Raw genomic sequence first — 24227 nt, 5'->3', positions numbered from 1 at the left:
AGTTCTATGGCGCATTGGCTATATGAACCTCGTGGCTAATTTGAAGAGATTCCCCCCTTGCGGAACGTAATTCAAGTGCAAAATGTACGTTGGCTGTTTGTGGGTCATAGCTTGCCACCCAATCCCTAATGTCAACTGCCAGCCAAGAGCCTGAACTGTCTACCCGGCGTTCTAACACCGTTCTGCCACCCTCGCTTTTAGCGCAAATACTAACTGGCTCGTCTATAATGAAATAACGTTTTGCCGGAGATTCCACTTCAAAAGCGGTATTGAAGGTAACCTTTTTAGTCAATTTTCCGGTGTTTTCTACTACCACGCTACTCACAGTCTCTTTACGTAAATTTGATGGACCAACGGGGAAAATTGATATTGAGTTCCCCGCTTTAACTGCATCTTGAAAATCCACGATTCTCAATGGATTGTCAGTCGCTTCATCTAAGTAAGTACCACTACTTACGATTGGTATGAAATTTAAGCACCCAGTGGATGTATCAAAATTTGTTGCATTGGGTAGTGCATTGCGTAACTCTTTCTCTAACCGCAGTATGAGAAAACGTGCCTGAGAAACCAGCTCTGAACGTTGTTGACCTTCGGTATAAATTTGCGCACCAAGACTAATAAACTGGGTAGTGCCAATAGCGACAATAGCAAGGAGGACTATCACTATTATTAGTTCAACTAGGGTAAACCCGCTAACACCTCTCATTAATAGTTCCCTCGATAAATTTGAAAGCGGTACACTTCTCCGTTCGGAGCAAAAACACTTATATCAACGCGTTTGGCACTATCTCCTGTATCTGACGTACTTTGAGTATAATCCTGATCATAAACAACCGAAACATTTGCTCTGTACTGGCCATAGTCTAAAAGGGGCGAGCCCTGCGCGTCACAAACTGGTTGTTGCGGCATATCAATATAATCATCGACATCGTCGTAGTTAACACGACCACCACAGACATTACCACTGTCACTCTCGCCTGTATCTTCACCAAGATTAGCTGCCAGCGTACAACCGACGGGCTTCTCATCGCAGCGCTGAAAGGGCGGACTGCGATCGCTGTTTTCATCATAGGCTTTACCCAGAATTTCATTCATCAATGACTGCCCGAGCTTGGCTGCTTTTACTTGCACCAGCGGTTCAGCGCTTTGCCTTGCTTGCGGAGCAATCAAGGTGAATACAATGACCATCGCGATGGCAAAAATTACAATGCCCAGAATCAATTCGACTAGCGTAAAGCCTCTCGCTCGCGGGCGCTTAACAGCCATACACAGCCCCTTCGCCGCTAATGCACACGGCTTGATTCCCCACCTGTACACGGCAGGTATTGGCGCAATTAAGATCTGGTTGCCCTAGATGGTTAAAAGACAATGAATTAAAGCTGCCACCGTTGTTATCGGTGGTGGTAAAAGTGATATCAGTGCCGGTGCTATCCACAACGAGGTAGTCGTCAAAGGCTGTAGAAATAGGATTTGCGCAATTTTGATTAGCGGGGGGGGCAATTAACGTGGTGGTAATTTTAACGCAATTATTACTATTAAGATTGTGCATCGCCTGCAACTGGATACTGCGGATCATCGCCAGCGTGCGATCTCTTAAAGTATAGGCATCTTCGTTGTTGGAGCCGAGAAAGCGGGGTATGGCAGTCACCGCCAATACCCCAATAAGGATAATCGTGATTATGAGCTCAACGAGCGTAAAACCACGGTTGTTCATTGCTTACTGACAGTCGTCAAGATTTAAGGTGATCACTGGCGGTGTATTAGCATCAGCTGCTTCGGTATAGGCCACATAGCAGCCATCATTAGCTTCACCGCCGGTGCCATTGCCTGCCACTACCGCAGTCGGTGCTGCACTACCTGTAGCTCTTACCACAAAGATAGCGGGTGTCCCGCCTGCAGCGGCAATCACATTGCTTGCAAAGTCATTGGTTAAATCAATATCCATCGCTGCGGCAATACCAGTAGCTGCGGCTTGTGGGTAGCCAAAGGAAGTCGTTACATCAACGGTTCCATCAGTGCCTAAGTCAACCCCTATGGTGCCATCACCTGCATCGCCCTGAATACCTTCAATAATAGCCTTTCCGTAAACGATATCTTTGGCAGAGTTCATCGCGCCTCTAACACCTTGTACCGTTGCCGCATTGGCATCACCTTGCAAGTTTAAAAAGCGTGGCGCTGCTGTGACTGCAAGAATCCCTAGAATAACAATCACAATAATCAATTCGATTAAAGTGAAACCTTGCTGTTTTGTTGCTTTCATCATCTGTACCTCGTTATAGCAAACTTAAAATACGGTTACTTGCCCAGTTGCGGGGAAGTAAGTAAAACCATCAGTAGCTGCACCATCAGGCACAGAATCATCAGGCAAATTCGCGACATTGGTGGTGTCGAGTGAATCCACAAGATAGTAAATACACTGCGAATTGGCCGCGTTAAATTGTACGTAATAACGGCTTTGCGCGGCCTGATTTGGGTCAATAGTATTAATAGGGGCTGATTGTAAAATAAGATCAAACACATCTTTGCAATCTTGGCGCGCCATAGCGCCAACAGTGGTGTCGGAGCCGCCATCGTTGGTGGGGTAGCCAATATCGCCATCAACACCTAAGGTAACTTGGTCGTACACCACAGTGGTAATATCAGCGCCACCATTATCGACTACGCGACCGTCAACTTCCCATTGTGAGCGCACTAACCCTATCGCCGCTGCAAATCCACCAGCCACGCCTTCAACCGATGCTTCGCGGGCATCATCGGTAACATCGATAAAGCGCGGCAATGCGGTTGCAGCCAAAAGCCCTAAAATAATGACTACTATAATAAGCTCTATAAGTGTAAAGCCACTTTGTTGTTTGCGTTTCATTGCCTACTCCAACAGAGTTAAGTACCTAAATTCATTCTAGACCAAAGGCTAAATTACTCAAAAATCATTATATTTTTTTATTTGAGTGTAACAGCCACTTGGCCCGTGTGTACATCAAAGCGAAACCAGGTTCGCTCATTAAAAAGAAACTCACACCCGACTAAGGCTTGCCCTGCCCATATCGGCTTAACACTGACCCCAGCTAGGTTGCCCTGCCCTTGCATGCGGGCAAATAAGCCCTGACAGGGAGCCCCATCGCCTTCAAGGCCTGTCGGCCAACCAAAGCGATTAACCACAAACTGTTGTTGACCCACCACCTGCATTTGCGCGCTCACCTGCTCTAAGAGAATGGTATCTTGTTTATGGGCTAGCCACTTACCATGAATAGCAACGGCACTGTGATGGAACTCCGCCACCGCTTTATGCAAATTCACGTCATTGACAGTATTAAATAACTGGCTGATATAGTAAATAAAAAAGCCAATAAACACACAAATCAGCAACCCACTAATAAGCAGTTGATAAACCCGGCTCAAACGCCGGCTCACCTGCTGCTGATTACGCACTTTAGCCCCCTTTAATCGCAGACATCAGGTTCCACATAGGAGTAAAAATACCCAATGCTAGTATTAGCACCATTACCGCCACTAAAGCAATTAAAATGGGCTCTATCTTCGCGGTCAGGCTCTTTAAATCAAAATCCACTTCGCGTTCATAGTAGTCGGCACTTTCTTGCAACAGTTCATCAACGCGACCGGTTTCCTCCCCGACTGCAACCATTTGCAACACCAACTGCGAGAAGAGCTCACTCTGTCGGGAAACCCGCAATAGGCTGTCGCCTTTTTCTATGCCGCGTCGCATCTCGACAATACGCTGATGCATATGGGCATTATCAACAGCATCAGCCGTAAGGGATAGCCCGGTGGTCATTGGTACACCAGAACGTAACACCATGGCAAAACTGCGGCTGTATCGAGATAACAAAGAGCGTTCAATGATACTGCCAATAATGGGTAAACGTAATTTCACGCGATCCCATTTCAATCGTCCTAGCTCGGTACCTAAGTAACGCCGTATCCCGTAATAGCTTGCCGCCATCAGTGCTAGCAACAACCACCAGTAATGAACAAAGAAATTAGAAGTGCCAATGAGAATGCGCGTCATCAGCGGCAACTCAGCATCGAATTTAGAGAACATTTGCGCGAACACGGGGATCACAAAAATATTTAAGATAAACATGGCCGCGATGAGAGCGATGATCACAAACGTAGGATAGCGCAATGCCGCTTTTATTCGTTTTCGCGTTTCTTGCTCGCGTTCAAAATATTCAGCCAACTGTAAAAAGGCATCCTCAAGCTTACCGGTGTTTTCACCCACCACCACGATAGAGATCATTAAACGATGAAAAACCTCCTTGTGGCTCGCCATAGCAGCGGATAAATTGCGCCCCTGCTCAAGCTGAGTAGTAATTTCTTTTAATACCTCGCGAAAACGCGGATTTGTGGTGGTTTCAGCCAGGCCGTTAATAGCGCGGATAATCGGGATCCCCGCTTTGAGCAGTGAATACATTTGCCGTGAAAAGATAATCATCTCATCAAGGCCGACCTTGGGCTGAAGCCAAGCCATAAACGGTTTGTTATCGGCGCTTTTTACCACCTGTGTTTCATCTATCTTAATGGGCACACTTTGACGCGCCAATAACTGATCCGCAGCCGCTTGTGCGTTATTAGCCTCAACCACGCCTTTAATTAGTTTGCCCTGGCTATCTTTGGCCTGATAACGAAAATGCGCCACTAGCTGTTTACCACCTCAGGTACATATTCAGCTACTTTGAATACTTCATCCAAAGTGGTGATCCCTTGCTGAGCGTAGTCCATTGCCATATGTGATAAAGGTGAGAAATCTGGGTTATTCTTCGCTGCTTGTGCAAAGGCTTGGGTATCACTTTGGCGCAGCGCATCCATCATATCTTCGTTCATTTCTAGTAGCTCAAACACCCCGATACGGCCTTTATAACCGGTGTGATTGCAGCTGTTGCAGCCTCGCCCTTGGTAGAATTGCGCATCCGCTAGGTGAGGCTGTAAATAACGTACCCAGGCACGTTCTTGCTCGTCGGCTTCATAGGGTTGCTGACAGTTTTGACAAATACGACGCACTAAGCGCTGAGCGATAATCGCTCGCAAGGAGCTGGCAACCAGATAAGGTGGCGCACCCATATCGATAAGACGCATGGCGCTGGTGATGGCATCATTGGTGTGCAAAGTACTCAATACCAAGTGTCCCGTTAGTGCACCTCGCAGCCCTATTTCCACGGTTTCTTGGTCTCGCATCTCGCCGACCATGATTATATCAGGGTCTTGGCGCAAGGTTGTACGTAACACATTCGCAAAGCTCAAGCCTATTTTACTGTTCACCTGGACCTGATTTATACGGCTGATACGGTATTCAACAGGATCTTCCACAGTGATTATTTTATTCTGAGCCTGATTAAGTTCGCTCAAGGCCCCATACAGGGTCGTCGTTTTACCCGAGCCGGTGGGGCCAGTAACAAGGATCATGCCGTGCGGACGCTTCAGCGTTTCCCGTAACTTACGTAGCAAAGGTGCTGGCATACCGGTTTGATCTAAGGTGAGCAGCCCGGCGGATTGATCCAGCAAACGCATCACCACCGATTCACCATTTTGCACCGGCATGGTCGAGAGCCGCACATCTATGCTGTGGCCTTTTACTTTGATATTAAAGCGCCCGTCTTGGGGAATGCGCTTTTCTGATATATCCAAGCCAGACATTAACTTAAGGCGTAGCACTAAGGCTGAGGCAATCTTAACATGATCTAAGATATTCTCTTGCAACACACCATCCACCCGCTGACGAATGCGCAGCATCTTTTCATCGGGCTCAATATGGATATCCGAGGCACGAACCTGTACCGCATCCTCAAAAATGGATTGCAGTAGCTTAACAACCGTTGCGTCTGAGGTGCTGTCATCGAGGGCGTTGAGTTCGAACTCTTCCCCTTCTTGATATTCCTCATCAAGTTGTTCAGCAAAGTTAGCAATATCTTGGGTGCGTCGGTATACGGTATCGAACGCCTCTAACATTTGTGACTCTTGCACCACCGCAAGGTCAATGCGCTTCGAACCCAGAATAGGCCCTAACTGGTCGAGACCACTTAAATCAGCAGGGTCACTCATACCCAATAACACGCTGTCGCCGTTATCCTCAATAACTAGCGCACGGTAACGGCGCGCATAAACCTCAGGTAAGAGGGTGGCGGTTTCTGGCGCGATGCGACGTTGCGAAATATCTAAAAAGGGAACATTCAGTTGCTGAGCTAAAAAGCGCAGTAACTGTGGCTCGGCAATCACGCCTAAATCAACTAGGGTCGCGCCAAGTTTCCGCCCTGAGCTTTTTTGCGCCGCCAGCGCTTGCTCAAGCTGTTCTTCGGTAATTATTTGCTCGTGGACTAAGAGGTCCCCTAAGCGCATTTTTAAGCGAGGTCTAATCATGGCGTGTCCTGTAAACTATCATAGCGAGCCCGAGCGTATTGTTGTGACGGCCCTGATAAGCCACCTAATTGTAAGGCGGTAGCATAATGCCCTCGAGCGCTATGGTATTGGCCTAGTGCGTCTTCTGATGTGGCCAACGCCAACCACCATTTAGCTACATTGGGTTGACGCCTTACTAATTCAGTAAAGCATACCTTGGCAATATCGTGCTGCTTTAGCTGCCGCGCTGCCGATCCTTTTAAAATCCAATAGTCGTTGTTACCCAGTTGCGTTGCGCGCGCATCCTGCCCATCTCCTAACACCTCTAGCACGCGCTGATATTGCTGTTGTTCAATGGCCATTTTGGCAATCATGACACGCCACGAAAGGGTTTCTGGCGCCACTTTTAAGCCATTAATTAGAACACTGTATGCTTCTTCTAAACGCTGTTGTCCATATAAGGTCGCAGCGAGTGATGACCGGGCTTGTTCATGTTCGGGAACTAGGATAACGGCTTGTTCAAACTGCTTTATGGCCTCGTTCGTCATTGCAAAGCGCAGCGACTGTTGTCCTTGCTCAAACCAGCGCTGCGCGCGCTGCTGAACACTTAACGCCTTGACGACCTTCACGGCGGTATCACTGGATGACGTTACTGGCTGCGTGGCGTTGGCTGCACTTGCTGGAGGCTCGGTCTTAGACGTTCTTGGCTGCTTTATTATTGGTTTTGGCGCCGACTCAAGCATCTTATCTTGGGAAATTTCAGCGACGGGCTCTTTAGTATCGGGTAAGTGCCGTGACTGGCTCAAAGATGAGTCTTGTGATGGCGATACTCGTTGTTTACCGTTTTTATTGCCGTTGTAAGTACTTTCATTAGTAACACGTGTTTCACGGTTACTTTGCCGACGTAGCTCAGCCTCATCATCAGCCTCATTCAATTGTGGCTGAATGACTTGACTCGCAACTGATTGTTTAAATGTTATAGGTTGCTTTTCGAGCGGTTTAGTGACTAAACCTTTTGCTTCAGGTGCTGAATGAGCAGCCTCTGACTCTTCAGGTGCTTGAGGAATTAATAAATAAGCAAGGGCTATGACGACCATGGCGCTCACTAACACCGCAACAATGGTGATGACATTTCGCCAAGGCCGCGCCTGCGGCAGTTGCACGGTCGGCTCTAACGCCAGTTCATGTTCGCCATCGCGCTGCTCAATGTCTTTGAGGGCCTTGTTTAGTAGACTCACAACACTTGTCTCCACAACCAAATACCCACCACGCCTAACACTGTCGCACTGAGCACTGCAAACAACCACCAGCGCCGCATAGATGTTGGCGCGTAGCAATCCTCGGTATCGGCAATTGCCGCGCGAATATAGCGCTTATTGAGTTCAGTTTTCCCTTCCCCATAAGCCAATAATAGCGCTTTGTGGCATACCGTATTTACTAACCGAGGAATGCCGCGACAAGCCCGTGCTATATGGTGGTTCAGACGCGGTGAAAAGAGGGGGGACTGCGCGCCTGCGCGGCTAAGGCGATGATTAATGTAGTAGTCCACTTCCGCTGCTGTCATCGGCCTAAGTTGGTAGGAGAAACCGATACGTTGGCGCAGTTGCCTTACTTGCGGGTTGGCTAACTTAGTATCCAGTTCTGGTTGACCAAAGAGGACTACTTGGAGCAGTTTTTTTTGCTCCGTTTCTAAGTTGGTTAATAACCGCAACGCCTCCAGCGCTTCCCAACTAAAACATTGTGCCTCATCAACAATCATAACCACCTTTTTCCCTTCTTGACTCAGGGTTAACAGCCGCTTCTCTATGGATTGGCTCAATGTTTGTTGATCTTGTTCGGGCGCAAGTTCCAGCCCCAGTTCAGCCGCCACCGCCCATCGCAATTCATCTGGGGTCAAATAAGGGTTGGGCAAATAGACAACCACATAATTATCCTCAAGGTGGTTTATCAACTTCCGACAAATCAGCGTTTTGCCTGTACCTACTTCCCCGGTAACTTTTATAAACCCTTCGGACATACTCAGTGCACTGAGCAGCACTTTCAGCGCTTCGTTATGAGGCTCAAGAGCACAGTAGAACTGCGTGTTCGGGGTGAGCGAAAACGGCATTTCCGTTAGGTTAAAAAAGCTGAGATACATTAATTGCGGTACCAGGTCTCTAACAATTTACGTGAGCGTTGTTGTTGTTTCTTCCACGTGTCCGGCATAACCACGGTCGGGCGCAGTAAGATAACCAACTCTTTTTTATTCTGCTTCTTACGAATACTTTTAAATAGGTTACCAACAAGAGGAATATCGCCTAACACCGGCGTTTTCGAAACCTCGTCAGAGGTAATGGTTTGCATTAGGCCTCCGATAACCACGATTTCGCCGCTCGATGCCCTGATTACCGTATCAGACTCACGAATATTGCTTTGGGCCAAAGGCAGTTCGATACTTTCGCTCCCTAATTTAATTGACTTGGTTTGCTCCTCGGTTTGCGTCACTGACGGGTGTACGTGCAAAATCACCGAGCCATATTTGTCTATTTGAGGTGTTACATCCAAGGCTATGCCAGAGAAAAAGGGCGTAAGCTCAATGTCATTGTTATTTTGTTGAGTGACACTGCCAATGTCTTCGCTGCTGGACACATCGGTTACAAAGTATTCATCTTCCCCTACTTTAATCACCGCTTTTTGGTTATTAGTTGCAGTCACTCTAGGGTTTGAGAGCATTTGAACATCACCTTGCGTTTGCAATAAATTGATCACCCCAGCAAAATCGGGATTAGAGAAAACCAAACTAGCAGCCCCCCCTAATTCCGCAGAAATTTGATTACCGAGCTGCGCTGCTGTCGAGGAGAATGACAGTGATGTACTGCCAATATTTGCCGCTATTTCAGACCAATTGACTCCCTGCTGATACTCATCTTTGAGTGTCACCTCGATGATGCGCGCTTCTAAAATCACTTGCCGCTGCAAGCTTTCCTCACTGTGGCGCAAGAACTCTTTCATGGCAGCAATTTCACTCGGTAGTGCATGCACTGTTACCAAGCTTGCCTGTGGGCTAACAATGACATAACGACCACCGTGTGTGCCCACCAGCGATTGCAATGCCTCTTTTAAGTCAGCCCAAAAATCACTCTCGCTACTGGTTTGAATATTTGAGCCGTTAAGCTGTTGAATATTTCCAAAGCCACTGTTGTTGCCATTATTGTTATTAATGGCGTTGTTATTACCGCCATTATTGCCACTAAAGTTGTTATTTCCGTTGCCACTGTTGCCGTTATTATTCTGATCGTAATCGCTCACACCGCCAGAGATGACACTGACATTCGATACACCAAAGCGACGCATCATCAGATAGTTTACCGCTATAGATTCGGTGCGCATTTTGGCTGGTAAGACTTGCACTACCTGGCCTTCAAGAAACACATCAAGTGGATACATGCGGGTGATGATCTTAAGCACTTCATCCATACTGACCTGCTTAAGGTTCAAACTAATGGCGCCGGATACCTCAGGATGAATAGCGACACTGAAAGGGGTATCGTCTACCAGAGCGTTAAAAAATGGCCGCAGTGCTACTTCATTAGCGACCACATCGAAGCGCTCAATAGCCGTGCTGGGCTGCACCTTAGTGTGTGCTGATACCGAGCTCAGCAATTCTTGCTCAAAATCTTTCGGGGGTTGCGGTGCCTCACTAACCTGCGACTGTTTTGCGGGTTCTAGTTCCTTGGCAATATGAGGTTGCACTCGTTCTCCGGTGCCGAAGGTCGCACAGGCGCTAGCCAGCAACGAAGAGGTACCAACTATAAACCAGTGGACTAATAACTTATTGTTTAATTTCATTGCTATATAACTCTAACTTCAATTGCTTTGCACCTTGAACAAGGAGCACAGCATGGGCGCTAATATTGGTGACAGTGTAATCGGCTAACTTATCCCCCTGAGCGTATAACTGCCCAGAAATAATGGCCTTATGTTGACCTTTTTTACTCACTACCGACTCCAATACCCATTGCTGCTGTACCGATTCAGTACTACGTGAGGTCTGTGCCTGCACAGCGGGGCGTGTTGGGTCTTGTAAAACTTGTGCCGCTATTGGCACGCTTACGATCATGAACAGGCTACAGGCTAATAAATGTTTCATTGTTACTTACCGTTGCTAAGTTCAAGGTGAGTTGCGCTCTCGGATGCTCCTGCACCTGATAATGAAAGCCTGTGATGAGTACCCGAGTGGCTGCTTGCTCAATTCGTGCCATATAATCTCGCAAAGCAAAGTAATTACCTTGCAAGGTCATCTGCATATTGTGCTGATAAAACTGTAATTGTGGTGACGCTGGCTCACTTTGCTCGCCTGTTTGCACCGCTTCCACACCCATCACTTTAAAACCCAGTAACTGCACCCCTTGTTGCTGAGCTAGCAAATCGCCGAGAACATCGGGCATACGGTCGCCGGACACAAAACCATCACTGAGCTGTTGTAATTGTTGGTCTAAATCGCGGTTACGCTGGTGCAGCTCTTGAAGCTGCAACTTGAGATTAGCTTTATAATCAATAGCCAAAGCTTGAGTGAGTGCCTGTCGCTGTGTGCGAAGTGATGCATTCTCACTTTGGTAACCGGCAATTTGCGTGGCTGCTTGGTCGTGATTTTCCATCAATGGCATGCTTATAAACCACCCACCTAAGTACAGAATACAGAACAGCCCCACTGTCAGCACCAGCATCTTTTCACGCTGTTGCAGCTGGCTAAACTGGTTACTTATATGTTGCCAACGCTTCATAGCTGCTCCCCATCAATGCGAGTAGACACATTAAACTGTCTTAGCTCATCACTTTCATCGAACTCCAAAACCGAAAACTCTTTACCTAAAAAGTAGTTGGAATTTCTTAATTGTTTAAGCCATGGAGCTATTTCACTAGGTACCGCCGTTTTGCCCTGTAACTGCACATGACGCTGGCTAATATTAATTTCTGTCAGCCACACTTGTGGGTTGTGATAGCGCGCCAAGTCATTCATCAAGGCGCTGTAACTAAGTGGTACACCGCTGCCCTTCCCTTGTAAATATGCAATCAAACTAAGGCGATGCTGCTCTGCACGCTGCTGCTGTTCTAATTGCTGCTGCAAGTTCTTGGTATCGCGCCGCTGCGCTAATTGCTTGTTAAGCTCTGCCACTTCAGCTTTTAGGTGGCTATGTTGCTGTGTAAGCTCCTGCAGCTGCTGTTGCTGATGGTTGTTACGCCACACTTGCAGGGCGATAACCACAGCCAACACGACAAATGCAGCGATGAATATTTTTACGACTAGAGCCAGCGGCAGCGGATCATGACGCGGCTTCAAGCTTTCTTGGTAAAAATTTATGCTGCTCTTCATGCCTGCTCCAACATCGGAAAATAGGCGCCCGCCAAAGCCATATGGAATTTAGGGTCAATCACATCAGCCAAATCCATAACCGGTTTAAACTCCACAATAGGGGTAGTTTGAAACGCTTGCAAACGCGAGATCACCGCCTGAGCATCATCAATGCCTTGAATAAGAATTTCCTTTATTGGTGGCTGCTTGAGCTGGCTCTCATAAAAGTCCATAGAGCGCTGAATCTCAAGCCCTAACGAATCACTTAAGTGCGACAAAGTGGTCTCATCGGGCTGTTGCTGTAACGCGCTGAACCCTCGTAGCCTGCGATTAAGCAGCAATTGTTGGTCGCGAATGATTAACACACTGGGTTCATCACCAGGCTCCTGGTACACCACCAAGCGGGCATAGTTATCTTTGGCGGTCATCGCTGCGAGGGTGGTTTCTTTCACCGATAACTGCTGAAGGTGGCAGTCATTGAGCTTATCGAGCTCAGAGACCAGTGGCCGCAATTGCTGCTTGTCGGTAGCAAACACATTAATCTTGGCCTTTTGACCGGTGCTTTGAATCGGGTAATCGATATAATCAGCAATGATATTCTCGGCGCTTATGCTCACCAAGTCTTTTAGTGTCCACGGCAGTGACTGAGTGATTTCTTGCTCGCTCAGCTCTGGCTTCTCGGCCTGTACTATCTGATAATAGGATTGTGGTAACACCACGTACAAGTCGCAAGCGTCAGAAGAAATCTTGCGCAGCAATTTAAGTAAAGCTTTCGAATAGTTAGCTGAATCGTTGAGCGGCAGCTCTTCGGTATCACTGACAAACCACTGTTGCTTTTTTTGCTTTAACTGCACCGCGCGTAACACGTCTGCGTACAAGGCAACGCCCACTATTGCTTCGGACTTTTTCTTTGTATTTAGCCAAGGAACACGGGCCAAGAGTTTAGATGCCATATAGTCTGCAGTATCACCTATAAGAATATACAAAGTATCAATAATTTGCGGAATTTAGCAAGTTAATTAGGGGGAAAACTAGGGCAAAACTATGAACTCAGTGATCACATCCATTAAAGAGTCGCCCATGCAGCAAATTCACCATCCGCTGCTGCGGCATCACAACGTGCAACTAAGCATCAAACGCGACGATTTGTATCACCCTCTGATCCAAGGTAATAAATGGCGAAAATTAAAGTACAACTTAGCGGCTTTTCAGGCTTCTGAATGTAGGCAGTTGCTCACTTTTGGCGGTCCTTTCTCCAATCATTTATATGCAACGGCCGCCGCTGGAAAACTATTTGGTCTAAGCACCATTGGCATCGTGCGCGGCCCTGAACTTGATATGCACAACCCCACACTGCGCTTTGCCCACGCCTGCGGTATGAAGTTAGTGGCGGTCACGCGTAAAGACTACCGCTTGCGCCAGCAAAAAGATTACCTCAATGAGCTTAAGCAACGCTTTGGTAATGTCTACATTCTCCCTGAAGGCGGAACCAACCACGCGGCGCTACGCGGTGTAGCGGAGCTAGCCCAAACCTTACCAGAACACGATTATCTAGTGTGCGCTACAGGAAGTGGCGGTACCTTAGCAGGGTTATGCGCAGGCCATACGCAGCGAAAAGTACTTGGTATTGCCGTGCTCAAAAATGCAGATTACCTGAATCATGAAATAAGCCAACTAACTTCTACACACCACTGTGACTGGCAATTAATGCAGCACTTTCATGATGGCGGTTATGGCCGCTTTAGTGACAAACAATGGCGCTTTTGCCAAGATTTCAGAGCCACCTATCAAGTGCCACTGGAGCCTATTTACACGGGGAAAATGATGTACGCCCTGTGGCAACTGATTGCACAAGGGTATTTTCCTGCCGGCAGTCGCATCATTGCCGTACATACCGGGGGCTTGCAAGGGCTCAATGGCTTGCGTTATCGCGGCCTACTCAAAGCGACTTGAAGGTTGACAGTTGCAGTGCACCAGAGAAGTATGCACCTTGTGCAGCCCTAACCCCGAGCTGCTGTAACACCAAAACTTGTTGTTGCCTTTCAACGCCTACAGCAATTATTGGAATACTGTGCTGTTGGGCCTTTGCAACGTAAGCCAACACACGCTTTTGCACATTTTTATCCACTTCAATGTGGGCAATAAGTTCGGGTGCCAGTTTTATCGCTTGTACAGGCACCGCCAATTTATCGAGATCCACATTCGGCCATGTTCGTAATTGGTCAATAATAATTCCGCGTTGGCATGCCTTAGTTCGGCGCACCCGCCTACGCACGATATATTGATGCTGCTCTAAAAGTTCGGCCTTACATTCGATAAGAACATTGCGATGTTGCTCGAGAAAGAGCTTAAGACGTTGCCAAAATTCACCATCGAACCAGCTTGATTGTTGCAAGTTGATGCTGACATCACCTTGTTGCACCTCGGTGGCAAGCATTTTATCCAATCGGGCTAAAACGGCACTATCCACACTGCTTTCTGCTTTGCGTGTTTGCGGCTCTTCGAGGTACTCTGGTGAAATCAGGCCCAACTGCTGGTGGCGAACACGTAGCAAGGTTTCGTGATGCAGTATTTGCTCGCTATGCAAATCAAATACGGGCTGGAAAAAGCAAATAAAGTGATCTTTTTGTACACTTTCACTCAGCGAGCAGGACTTCGCTGCCAACAACATAGAGTGGTTATGGCTAAAGGGGATACGGTAGCAATGTTTGTCTTTACTTTGCTTTGCCAATGCCAACGCCGATTGCGTTAATTGATACACAATGGCTTGGTCAGCACCGCTTCGGTAGTTACAAATGCCCACCTTAACCTCTGCAGCCCGCAATTCAGGGAGTAAAGCTCGGCAACTTTGTAAAATGGTGTCACTGAGTGCCTCAAGTTGCTTATCGAGGTGTTGGTAATGAATATCGTGGATGGTAATAGCGAAGCTGCCGGTGTTAAGCACCTTCACCGACAGCTGTTGCTGGTAGCTTAAGCTTTCTTGCAACAAAGCCTCGAGCAAACTCGCGACCCCGTTTGCAGCAACACTCAGTTTAGTGCAATGGGCGATTGCAAACACACTCTGATACAAGTGGTTTAAGCCTAAAATACTCGCACTCATCGGTGCTTGTTCTGTTTTTTCTAACGATGGTACTTTGCTCTTTTGCGATACACGCTTTCGCCTAAGAAGGTTGACCACCTGCCAACACATGTACGCCAGCAGCGCATTGCCGATGATAAACCAGTGACTTTTCGACAACCACAATGGCGAGCCAAATATCTCCTGATGTTCATTCCCGGTGGAGATAACCACAGACACAGGGTCAACATAAGCATGCTGAGGAGGCTCAAGGAAAAAGCCATAAGGTTCGAGTAAGGTCGTTAATAACGCATCATCCACATCAGTAACCCGATCTAGTTGATGTGATAGCTGATGGATATCGGCTTGGCGCTGCATATGCAAGGCATACGCAAGTACAGCATTACACAATATAGCGAGTGTAATAGCCGCTAAACCAACAGTGATCCATGTACGGTATGGACGAAATAAAGACAAAATACAGGCCGACGAATAATCATTCTCATGCCTAAAGTGTTGTCCATGAAAGGGGGAAGCTCAAGCAAGAACCCATAAAAAAGCCCCATAGAATGGGGCTTGTGGAATAAAATAGCGAGATATCAATAAGCTTTTCGCACAACTTTTTAGTTGTTAGAACGGGATATCGTCGTCAAAATCAATGGGGGGTTCCATAGGGTTTGAAGCACCACCCTGGGGAGCATTTTGTGGTTTAGGGGCAAAGCCACCACCTTGCTGGCCGCCACCATGCTGATTGCTCTGATGATTCTGCTGAGAGCCAAAGCCACCTTGCTGTTGATTGCCTTGCTGCATACCTTGGTTGCTTTGTTGCTGGCCATAGTTATTGCTTTGCTGCTGCCCGTAACCACCTTGCTGCGCAGCACCCTGCTGTGGGTTACTTTGTGCTTGGTTATTGCCACCAAAACCGCCTTGTTGCTGAGCACCTTGATAACCGCCTGAAGCAGCACCCTGGTTATCGCCACGACCACCAAGCATTTGCATTTGCCCGCCCATATCGACAACGATCTCAGTGGTGTATTTATCTTGACCGCTTTGGTCGGTCCATTTACGGGTCTGTAGGCGACCTTCAATATAAACCTGTGAGCCCTTACGCAGGTATTCACCCGCCACTTCTGCCAGCTTGCCAAATAGCACCACGCGGTGCCATTCCGTACGCTCTTGCATTTGCCCAGTATTTTTATCTTTCCAGCTATCTGTGGTAGCAATGCTGATATTTGCTACGCCATTGCCGTTTGGCATATAGCGAACTTCTGGATCTTGACCCAGATTACCCACCAAAATTACTTTATTAACACCGCGCGCCATGGATTTTTACTCCTATAAATTACACTGCGGCGACGAGTCTTTGCGCCGCCTCTAAATCAAATTTTTTGTCGTCTACTTTAAGATAGCTGCGATTTTCATCACACACCACCGTGGCCTCTAACACCCCAGGTAATGCCACTAAACGACCCGCCAACTGCTGTGCATCCTGCTCTGAATCAACAGCACTAAGCAAACTAATAATTTTGCTACGCGGCGGCACTCGCATTTTCGCGGCTATGACAAGCCATATTACCCCAACCACAGCAGCCGCCGCAAACACCATCTCAGGGCTGCCGGCTTGGGCCACATAACCGCCTAAAATGCCTCCTAAAAACGCGCCCAAGAATTGCGATGAGGAAAAAACGCCCATCGCTGAGCCTTTTTGATTCGCCGGAGACAGTCGCGATACCAAGGCCGGCATAGTGGCTTCAAGAAAGTTAAAAGCCACGAAGTACAGCATCATACATACCGCGATGACATACACTGAATGCGCCCCCGCAACCAGCCCAAGCATACTCACAATGAGCATCACGATAGCGACTAAAAACAAGGGTTTTTCTTTTTGCTTGGCAACGGCAACGATCATCATCGGCACCATAAGCACAAAAGAAAGCACAAATACGGGGATATATAATTGCCAGTGTTTGCCGGCTTCAAGCCCATCGGCAATCAGTTGCGTCGGTAGTGACACGAATACGGTCGTCAGTGACAGGTGCAAAAACAGCACCCCTAAATCTAAGCGAGCTAAGTCTGGGTGACGCACTAACTTACCCACATCAGCAAGGGTAACACTGGTTTCGCCCTTGGGCGCACGATTAACCGCCGTAGGCACCATCCAAGTAACAATGGCCATGCCTAACACCGCCAGCGCAGCGGTCAGCCAGAAAATCCCGGAAACACCGAAGCTCGCGGCAACCATGGGCCCTAACAGCATGGCGACGGCAAAACTCATGCCGATACACATGCCGATCACGGCCATCACCTTAGGACGCTGCTCATCACGACTGAGGTCGGCAGCAAGCGCCAACAGTGCACTGGCAATCGCCCCCATCCCTTGTAACGCCCGCCCTAATGTCAGGGTATACATGGATTCGGCACACGCGGCGACCACCGAGCCTAAGGTAAACAATACCAACCCACCGATGATCACCCGCTTGCGACCAATGCGGTCAGATAACCACCCCATAGGAATTTGCAACAGCGCTTGGGTAAGGCCATAAGCGCCAATCGCGAGGCCGATCCATAACGGAGAAAAGCCACTGAGGCTTTGTCCATAGACAGCCAACACCGGCATCAGCATAAACAGCCCAAGCATACGAAATGCAAAGACACTGGCTAGCGATACCGCTGCACGTTTTTCGACAGTATTAAGTTGAGATGCGGACATGACGAAGTACTAAGCAGCCATAAAGCAAATTAAATTTATTGGCCGGCGATGATAGCATATCCACGCGCCAATATGACATGCCCAGCGGCATTAATATTACACTGATCGCCTGCCCTGCTGTGCTTCGTAATGAGTTTTTCGTTGTTACAGTATTCACTCTTTAGGTCAATAAGGCATCGCTAAATCCTGTACAAATATGCGATACTTACGGGCTATTAAATTGCACGGGTAAAAGGCGAAGAATGGAAAATATCGAAGTTCGCGGTGCACGCACCCACAACCTCAAAGACATCAACCTCACAATCCCTCGCGATAAGCTGATTGTCATCACCGGCTTATCAGGCTCCGGCAAATCTTCCCTCGCTTTTGATACGTTATATGCTGAGGGTCAGCGCCGTTATGTTGAGTCGCTTTCCGCATACGCCAGACAGTTTTTATCACTTATGGAAAAGCCCGATGTCGATCATATTGAAGGCCTCTCCCCCGCCATTTCCATTGAGCAAAAGTCGACATCACACAACCCGCGCTCGACGGTGGGCACCATCACTGAAATATACGACTACCTGCGATTGCTGTTTGCCCGTGTTGGTGAGCCACGTTGTCCAACCCATAATTTACCCTTAGCGGCGCAAACCATTAGCCAAATGGTGGATCAAGTCTTGGCGTTACCTGAGGGCAGCAAGTTGATGTTGCTCGCCCCAGTGGTGAAAAACCGTAAAGGGGAGCATGTAAAGCTGCTCGAGCAACTCGCCGCCCAAGGCTATATCCGCGCCCGTATTGATGGCGAAGTCTGTGACTTGTCCGATCCACCGCCGCTTGAGTTACATAAAAAACACACCATTGAAGTGGTTGTCGATCGCCTTAAGGTGAAAGAGGGTCAGCAACAGCGCTTAGCCGAATCCTTTGAAACCGCCCTTGAGCTTTCAGGGGGCGTTGCTCAGGTTGCCGCTATGGATGACTCCTTACAGGAAGAGATGGTGTTTTCCGCCAATTTTGCTTGCCCGACCTGTGGCTATGCCATGAGCGAGCTGGAGCCACGGTTATTTTCCTTCAACAACCCCGCAGGTGCTTGTCAAAGCTGTGATGGCTTAGGGGTACGCCAGTACTTTGATCCCAACCGCGTTGTTCACAACAGTGAGCTCAGCCTTGCTGGCGGCGCTATCAAAGGCTGGGATAAACGCAGCTTCTACTATTTCCAAATGCTGCAATCGGTCGCCGAGCACTATCAATTTGATCTTAACACCCCCTTTCAAGACCTTGATGAGCAAGCACAAAAAGTAGTTCTAGAAGGTTCAGGAGGGGAGAAAATAGCCTTTAGCTACCGTAATGACCGTGGCGATTTAATTACCCGCAATCATGAGTTTGAAGGCGTTCTTAACAATATGCAGCGCCGCTACCATGAGACCGAGTCAAACTCGGTACGTGAAGAGCTGGCTAAGTACCAAACCTCACAAGCCTGTCCGAGCTGTCATGGCTCACGACTGCGCCAAGAGGCTCGTAATGTATTTATCGGTGACACCAACTTACCTGCCGTCACCCTGATGAGTATCGGTCAAGCCTATGACTATTTTGAGCAGCTCGATTTTAGCGGCCAAAAAGCGCAAATTGCCGATAAGATCCTCAAAGAAATTCGCGACCGCTTGTCTTTTCTCGTCAATGTGGGTCTAAATTATCTATCGCTTGAGCGCAGCGCCGATACCCTTTCCGGGGGGGAAGCACAGCGTATTCGTCTCGCCAGCCAAATAGGAGCGGGACTGGTGGGGGTGATGTATGTGCTTGATGAGCCCTCGATTGGCCTGCATCAACGCGATAACGATCGCCTGCTACAAACGCTGACTCGTCTGCGCGACTTAGGCAACACCGTTCTCGTGGTGGAACACGATGAAGATGCTATTCGCGCCGCCGACTATGTTATTGATATCGGCCCCGGCGCTGGAGTACATGGTGGTTATGTAGTTGCTGAGGGCACCCGAGATGAAATCATGGCTAACCCTGATTCATTAACCGGGCAGTATCTCAGTGGCAGCAAAGAAATCGCCGTGCCCAAAGAGCGCCATGCAGCCTCTGATAAATGGCTGGAGCTATTCGGTGCCACCGGCAATAACCTTAAAGCCGTCGATGTGCGTATTCCTTTTGGCTTGATGACCTGTATCACCGGGGTCTCCGGTTCCGGAAAATCGACCCTTATTAACGATACCTTGTTTAAGGTGGCGCACACCGAACTGAACGGCGCAACCGCTGTTGAACCTGCGCCGTACAAGGATATTCAGGGTTTAGATCATTTCGATAAGGTTATCGATATTGATCAAAGCCCAATCGGGCGCACGCCACGCTCCAACCCCGCCACTTACACCGGTATTTTTACCGCAATTCGCGAGCTGTTTGCAGGCACGCAAGAGGCGCGTTCACGGGGTTACAAAGTGGGCCGCTTTAGCTTCAATGTTAAAGGCGGCCGGTGTGAGGCATGCCAAGGCGATGGCGTAATTAAAGTAGAAATGCACTTTTTACCTGATGTATACGTGCCATGTGACGTCTGCCAGGGCAAACGCTATAACCGCGAAACCCTAGAAGTGCTTTACAAGGGCATGAATATTCACCAAGTGTTAGAGATGACGGTAGAGGATGCGCGACAGTTCTTTGATGCCATCCCCGCGATAAAACGCAAGCTGCAAACGCTGATGGATGTCGGTTTGTCCTATATTCGACTTGGCCAAGCCGCAACCACTCTCTCCGGTGGTGAGGCGCAACGGGTAAAACTCGCTCGTGAATTATCCAAGCGTGATACCGGCAAAACCTTGTACATTCTTGATGAGCCAACGACTGGTCTGCACTTCCATGATATTCAGCAGCTGCTGGCGGTATTACACCGTTTGCGCGACCACGGTAATACCATAGTAGTGATTGAGCATAACCTGGATGTCATCAAAACCGCAGACTGGATCGTTGATTTAGGCCCTGAAGGAGGAAGCGGCGGGGGCGAAATTCTCGTTGCTGGCACGCCAGAACAGGTAGCCGAGTGCCAGCGCTCGCATACCGGTAAATACTTAAAACCTATGCTCAAGTAGCACCCACTCTCGGGCCTGAGTTTAATCGTTTAAACTCAGGCCTTATTATTCCCACATAAGGCGGTTGATTGAGCTATCTTCACTCATTTTGCGAGTGATAATGATCCGCCCATCAGCATCGGGGACCGCGCTTAGTATCTCAAATGGCAGCTGCACCTGCTCACACCGCTCTCCAGTCAAAGCCCAACGATACACGTTGTATGTATAGTCCATGGAATAGGCGTAGCCATCGCGCACATGGATAGGCACATGAGAAGACATTGATAGCTCACAGGGCACACTGTACTGGGCATTATCCGTTAATGATATTAAGGTCTTATCTTTGAACAAAAAGACCTCGCCGTTAGCACCGGTGACTAGCTGTAAGGCATCCGTCTCGCGCACCTTGTTAAGCTCCCGAGTGATAAAATCAAACTGATAAAGAGTCCGTGGTGACGATGATTTGCTTAACACATACAACGATTGGCCACTTTCATGCCACGCCCAATCCATTATCGGAATGTGTGCAAGCTCACTAATAGCCGTTGCCTTTGCGGTTTCAACATCGAGTAAGAAAGGTTTTTTCTGCTCTGTCAGCACGATGTTTTCGCCACTAGGCGATACCCTTAAGTTGTCCAAAAGAGCATGGTCTGGGTGGTCTAAAAATGATATCTGCTTAACCTGCCCGTCACTGGCGTGCCATACCTGAGGACGGCCAGAGCGTAGTGAAATAAAGTAGTGCCCGGTGCTATGAGCGACTAACCCATATTCACTGCTATCGGAGGCATAAAGCTGCTGATATTGAGCCGCCTCGGTAAAACTTTCCAAAGCGACCACTTGATAGGTTATGCGACTAAGCGGTGAGTAATACACCGAGTTGTCGTAATAGCTGATATCTGACATCTTGATATCATCAGGTAAGGCATAGGCCTCGGCGATTTCAGCGCTGTGAATGTCTATAAATAATAGCCGCCCTTTTTCATCACCATAGAGCAAGGTCTCATTGTTATACCAATCCAATGCCGAGTTTCTGTAAAAACTAGCGGGCGGTGAGTTCATGCGTTTTATTTCACCGGTATCCAAGCTGTATACATAAACCTCTACCTGAAAGTCGAGATCCAGCTGTAAATAGGCGATGTGCTTTCCATCTGGAGATAACGACAAGGACCCTGGACCGACCTTGTCCGCCATAGGCGCAATCAGCTGAGAAGTCGTGCCCGAGTATACATCGTACCTAAATAACCCAATATAATGCGAGTACAACTCGCCACGGATAAAATAAAAATAGCGACCATCATTACTTAATTGGCCACTGTAATCAAAACGATGATCACACTCCATGAGCGGCTTAGGTTCGCCTAATTCAGGGAAGTTTTTGAAATCTATGGCTAAATATTGGCAACTGCTATCAGTCGCGTTTCTGGCGCGTATCACCAAGGTATCACTATTATGTTGCCAAGACAGGGCGGCCACTTCAGCATCTTTATAGGTTATGGCGACTTCGTCCCGAGTGATCACATCGAGAACAAAGGCGCCTTCTTTCCCTGATGCGTCTTTTTCATTGCTGTAAGCCAGTAAGCGTCCGCTATCGTTGATAAGAGGCACATATTCACTGCCCACTTTCCAGGTCACTTTGTGGCGACTCATTGGCTTTTGCTCAGCGATAACAGCGGTTGTTTGTGACGATGCAAAGAACTCAGACCCGTTCAGCGTGTAAGCGGCACTAGCAAGCACAGCGATAAACACCACCGCAGCCACATACTTCCACCAAGCATAACTGGGCTTTGAGCGCGTAGGTGTTATCGGCTGCTTGTCCTCGTGGGTGTTAACTTGAGTGTGCGCAAGCAGCTCTGGCGCCGCAGTTTGTGGCGCAGCTGCACTGGCAGCGTTATCCAATGTCGCCACTTCACGGACCAAACTATAGCCTTGGCGGTAGTGGGTTTTTATAAAAATGGCTGGATCGTCAGGGTGTTTTAACTTTTTCCGCAACTCAGAAATGGCGCGATTTATGGCATTATTATCAACATAGCCTTGCTGCCAAACATGCTCAATTAATTGTTCACGGGTAACAATCTGCTGCGGCCGTTGGAGAAAAAAAGTGATCAACTTAATCAGCAGCGGGTCTAATTCTCGCTCAATATCCCCGCTAAGCAACACTCCTCGCTGCTCAAGTAATGTCCATGGTCCAACTCTGTACTGCACTCGAAAAAAGTCCCTTGATTAAAGCCAACGCAATGCTAACACAGGTGAACAAAAAGTGAATCAAAACCTTATAAAAGGTTATATTTAAATATAATATTTGAGGTTATCTTTATGATTTAAAATATTTATTTTAAATAATGTGAAGTTATGAAAAATCCGTAAGATGTAGATAAGCGACGCGGCGAAAACCTCGACCTAATATGGATAACAACAAAACGGCACAGCCAAGCGGCTTTGCAAACAACACCCATAACGAGGATTAAATTATGAACAAGCCACTACAAGCAGTATTACTAATAAGCACTCTTCTCGCGACAGCAACACAGGCTGGCGAACCGCAAGTTAATACACAGCCCAAAGCGACTCTGCCAAGTACCAGTTTGACGCAATTAAACAATAAATTAGAACAACAACTTGATATGCAGTTACATGAGTCTATTGGCCGTATTAACCAAGATGTCGCCAAACGCATTATCGAGCAGCAAGGCAACTAAGGAGCACGGTGATGAGAGCCAGCAGTTTATCCGTCCCCCTATTAGCGCTGACGTTGAGCTCGGCGCATGCCGGCGGAGCTCAAGTACTTATGAGCCTTAATACAGCAACGGCGGTGACTGAAAACCCAGCGCATACACAACAGCAGCGCTCGCTGGCTACACTTGAGCGCAAGATGCAGCGCCGCTTAGAGCAGGGCTTAGTGATTGAGGTTAATGACAAAGCATTAGAACGCGCGCTGAGAGCACGTATTGAGCAGCAATTGGAGCAAAAAGAAAGATGACCAAAACAACCAAGCAAGCACTTCCTTACCTGTTGCTCTTTGGCACTTTGGCGTTGGCACAATTGAGCAGCATTGACTGGCAACAATTGCGAGAGAGCAGCGCGCTGGTACAGCGCCATAGTAAGCAGTTGCAATTGTCATGGTGGCACGAGCAGGACAGTGCCAATGCTTATAATTACGTGGTCGCGACCACCCCTCAGCAGCAACCACAATCCATCGACTAAATATTGGAACGACTGCAGGGGCGACCGCAGGGGCGAGCGCTGAAGCATAAGCAATGGCACGCTAACTAAAACCATCAAGAGGCCATTGCCATCGTATCAGCCGCCGCCTCTGCGGCCCTTTATGTCGGCCTGCGTAGTTAGTCTGATAGATACTCACTGAGCGCAGTGCGCTCATCATCGCTCAGGGGCTGAGAGGTCTTATCACTGAAATTGTAGCGCACCATCACCGTTTTTCCCTCGGCGCAACATTCACCATGCTGCCAAGCTTGTTGTTTAATGACGAAGGAGCTTGACCCGATACGCTCTATCATGGTCTTAACCTCGACCTCTTGGCCGTAAAATAGCTCTCCCATAAAAGTCACTTCCACTTTAGCGACGATTAACCGCCATTGGTGGGGATTGAGATCGGGGGTAAAGATTTTAAAAATAGGGGTACGGGCGGCTTCAAACCATACAGGGAGTACGGTATTGTTAATGTGTCCAAGGACATCAGTTTCGCTAAAACGGGGCTGAACCTTCTCAATAAGCATA

General features: G+C 48.1%; 25 protein-coding genes. 5 read left to right on the top strand and 20 right to left on the bottom strand.

What is annotated here, in order from left to right:
• Positions 1-4: 4 nt before the first annotated feature.
• The 15 genes from MHM89_RS10690 to MHM89_RS10620 all read right to left on the bottom strand — a co-directional run bounded on the left by MHM89_RS10690 (position 5) and on the right by MHM89_RS10620 (position 12636).
• Positions 5-706, bottom strand: coding sequence for a type II secretion system protein (locus MHM89_RS10690; protein WP_152441281.1), 702 nt, complete (start codon positions 704-706; stop codon positions 5-7).
• The gene (locus MHM89_RS10685; protein WP_239408772.1) at positions 706-1266 is read right to left on the bottom strand and encodes a prepilin-type N-terminal cleavage/methylation domain-containing protein; all 561 of its coding nucleotides are present in this window, start codon (positions 1264-1266) and stop codon (positions 706-708) included. The genes MHM89_RS10690 and MHM89_RS10685 overlap by 1 nt, the downstream gene beginning before the upstream one ends.
• A complete protein-coding gene (locus MHM89_RS10680; protein WP_239408771.1) occupies positions 1256-1714 on the bottom strand; it encodes a type II secretion system protein in 459 nt (152 codons plus the stop codon). Before MHM89_RS10680 ends, MHM89_RS10685 begins: the two co-directional genes overlap by 11 nt.
• A gap of 3 nt (positions 1715-1717) precedes the next feature.
• Entirely contained in the window at positions 1718-2263 is a 546-nt protein-coding gene (locus tag MHM89_RS18840; protein ID WP_275441815.1) for a prepilin-type N-terminal cleavage/methylation domain-containing protein, read from the bottom strand.
• Between the two features lie 21 nt (positions 2264-2284).
• Entirely contained in the window at positions 2285-2863 is a 579-nt protein-coding gene (locus MHM89_RS10670; protein ID WP_239408770.1) for a prepilin-type N-terminal cleavage/methylation domain-containing protein, read from the bottom strand.
• A gap of 77 nt (positions 2864-2940) precedes the next feature.
• A complete protein-coding gene (locus MHM89_RS10665; protein WP_138508089.1) occupies positions 2941-3429 on the bottom strand; it encodes a hypothetical protein in 489 nt (162 codons plus the stop codon).
• Between the two features lies 1 nt (position 3430).
• On the bottom strand, positions 3431-4657 hold the full coding sequence (locus tag MHM89_RS10660; RefSeq protein ID WP_239408769.1) for a type II secretion system F family protein: 1227 nt from the start codon (positions 4655-4657) through the stop codon (positions 3431-3433).
• Positions 4657-6369 (bottom strand): ATPase, T2SS/T4P/T4SS family, encoded by a 1713-nt coding sequence (locus MHM89_RS10655; RefSeq protein WP_328283339.1) that lies wholly within the window; start codon positions 6367-6369, stop codon positions 4657-4659. Before MHM89_RS10655 ends, MHM89_RS10660 begins: the two co-directional genes overlap by 1 nt.
• Positions 6369-7589, bottom strand: coding sequence for a hypothetical protein (locus MHM89_RS10650; protein WP_239408768.1), 1221 nt, complete (start codon positions 7587-7589; stop codon positions 6369-6371). The genes MHM89_RS10655 and MHM89_RS10650 overlap by 1 nt, the downstream gene beginning before the upstream one ends.
• Positions 7586-8488 carry an AAA family ATPase gene (locus tag MHM89_RS10645; RefSeq protein WP_239408767.1) on the bottom strand — a complete coding sequence of 301 codons (903 nt, stop codon included), beginning with the start codon at positions 8486-8488 and terminating at the stop codon, positions 7586-7588. Before MHM89_RS10645 ends, MHM89_RS10650 begins: the two co-directional genes overlap by 4 nt.
• Positions 8488-10179, bottom strand: coding sequence for a pilus (MSHA type) biogenesis protein MshL (mshL, locus tag MHM89_RS10640; protein ID WP_239408766.1), 1692 nt, complete (start codon positions 10177-10179; stop codon positions 8488-8490). Before mshL ends, MHM89_RS10645 begins: the two co-directional genes overlap by 1 nt.
• Positions 10163-10480, bottom strand: a complete 318-nt coding sequence (locus MHM89_RS10635; protein WP_239408765.1) for a hypothetical protein — start codon at positions 10478-10480, stop codon at positions 10163-10165. Before MHM89_RS10635 ends, mshL begins: the two co-directional genes overlap by 17 nt.
• Complete coding sequence (locus MHM89_RS10630; RefSeq protein WP_239408764.1) at positions 10458-11114, bottom strand: agglutinin biogenesis protein MshJ; 657 nt, start codon at positions 11112-11114, stop codon at positions 10458-10460. Before MHM89_RS10630 ends, MHM89_RS10635 begins: the two co-directional genes overlap by 23 nt.
• The gene (locus MHM89_RS10625; RefSeq protein ID WP_239408763.1) at positions 11111-11704 is read right to left on the bottom strand and encodes a PilN domain-containing protein; all 594 of its coding nucleotides are present in this window, start codon (positions 11702-11704) and stop codon (positions 11111-11113) included. Before MHM89_RS10625 ends, MHM89_RS10630 begins: the two co-directional genes overlap by 4 nt.
• Positions 11701-12636: a hypothetical protein gene (locus tag MHM89_RS10620; RefSeq protein WP_022945515.1), complete on the bottom strand. Its 936-nt coding sequence runs from the start codon at positions 12634-12636 to the stop codon at positions 11701-11703. Before MHM89_RS10620 ends, MHM89_RS10625 begins: the two co-directional genes overlap by 4 nt.
• Before the next feature lie 91 nt (positions 12637-12727).
• Here MHM89_RS10620 and MHM89_RS10615 point away from each other — a divergent pair, with 91 nt between their 5' ends.
• Positions 12728-13636: a pyridoxal-phosphate dependent enzyme gene (locus tag MHM89_RS10615; protein ID WP_239408762.1), complete on the top strand. Its 909-nt coding sequence runs from the start codon at positions 12728-12730 to the stop codon at positions 13634-13636.
• Here the strand turns inward: MHM89_RS10615 and MHM89_RS10610 are convergent.
• The 3 genes from MHM89_RS10610 to MHM89_RS10600 form a co-directional block, all read right to left on the bottom strand.
• Entirely contained in the window at positions 13623-15218 is a 1596-nt protein-coding gene (locus MHM89_RS10610) for an EAL domain-containing protein (protein ID WP_239408761.1), read from the bottom strand. The two genes, MHM89_RS10615 and MHM89_RS10610, sit on opposite strands and share 14 nt — an antisense overlap.
• 153 nt (positions 15219-15371) lie before the next feature.
• Entirely contained in the window at positions 15372-16064 is a 693-nt protein-coding gene (ssb, locus tag MHM89_RS10605) for a single-stranded DNA-binding protein (protein WP_239408760.1), read from the bottom strand.
• Between the two features lie 19 nt (positions 16065-16083).
• Positions 16084-17451 carry an MFS transporter gene (locus MHM89_RS10600; protein WP_239408759.1) on the bottom strand — a complete coding sequence of 456 codons (1368 nt, stop codon included), beginning with the start codon at positions 17449-17451 and terminating at the stop codon, positions 16084-16086.
• Positions 17452-17693: 242 nt separating this feature from the next.
• Between MHM89_RS10600 and uvrA the strand changes: the two genes are divergently transcribed.
• Complete coding sequence (gene uvrA / locus MHM89_RS10595; RefSeq protein ID WP_151173528.1) at positions 17694-20516, top strand: excinuclease ABC subunit UvrA; 2823 nt, start codon at positions 17694-17696, stop codon at positions 20514-20516.
• A 45-nt stretch (positions 20517-20561) separates the two neighbouring features.
• On the opposite strand, the gene MHM89_RS10590 is transcribed toward uvrA, so the two are convergent.
• Complete coding sequence (locus tag MHM89_RS10590; protein WP_239408758.1) at positions 20562-22697, bottom strand: winged helix-turn-helix domain-containing protein; 2136 nt, start codon at positions 22695-22697, stop codon at positions 20562-20564.
• Between the two features lie 266 nt (positions 22698-22963).
• Between MHM89_RS10590 and MHM89_RS10585 the strand changes: the two genes are divergently transcribed.
• Genes MHM89_RS10585 through MHM89_RS10575 form a run of 3 tightly spaced genes read left to right on the top strand, consistent with a single transcriptional unit; the run spans position 22964 to position 23696 of the window.
• Positions 22964-23191, top strand: a complete 228-nt coding sequence (locus MHM89_RS10585; RefSeq protein WP_022945508.1) for a hypothetical protein — start codon at positions 22964-22966, stop codon at positions 23189-23191.
• A gap of 11 nt (positions 23192-23202) precedes the next feature.
• Positions 23203-23472, top strand: a complete 270-nt coding sequence (locus MHM89_RS10580; RefSeq protein WP_235419472.1) for a hypothetical protein — start codon at positions 23203-23205, stop codon at positions 23470-23472.
• Positions 23469-23696, top strand: coding sequence for a hypothetical protein (locus MHM89_RS10575; protein ID WP_151173531.1), 228 nt, complete (start codon positions 23469-23471; stop codon positions 23694-23696). The genes MHM89_RS10580 and MHM89_RS10575 overlap by 4 nt, the downstream gene beginning before the upstream one ends.
• A 137-nt stretch (positions 23697-23833) precedes the next feature.
• Here MHM89_RS10575 and MHM89_RS10570 read toward each other — a convergent pair whose 3' ends face one another.
• Positions 23834-24226, bottom strand: a complete 393-nt coding sequence (locus MHM89_RS10570; protein ID WP_022945505.1) for a thioesterase family protein — start codon at positions 24224-24226, stop codon at positions 23834-23836.
• Position 24227 lies beyond the last annotated feature (1 nt).

It is taken from the genome of Pseudoalteromonas sp. CNC9-20 (assembly GCF_022347875.1).
GTDB classification, from domain to species: domain Bacteria; phylum Pseudomonadota; class Gammaproteobacteria; order Enterobacterales; family Alteromonadaceae; genus Pseudoalteromonas; species Pseudoalteromonas ruthenica.
This window is presented reverse-complemented; position numbering and strand designations above follow the sequence as displayed.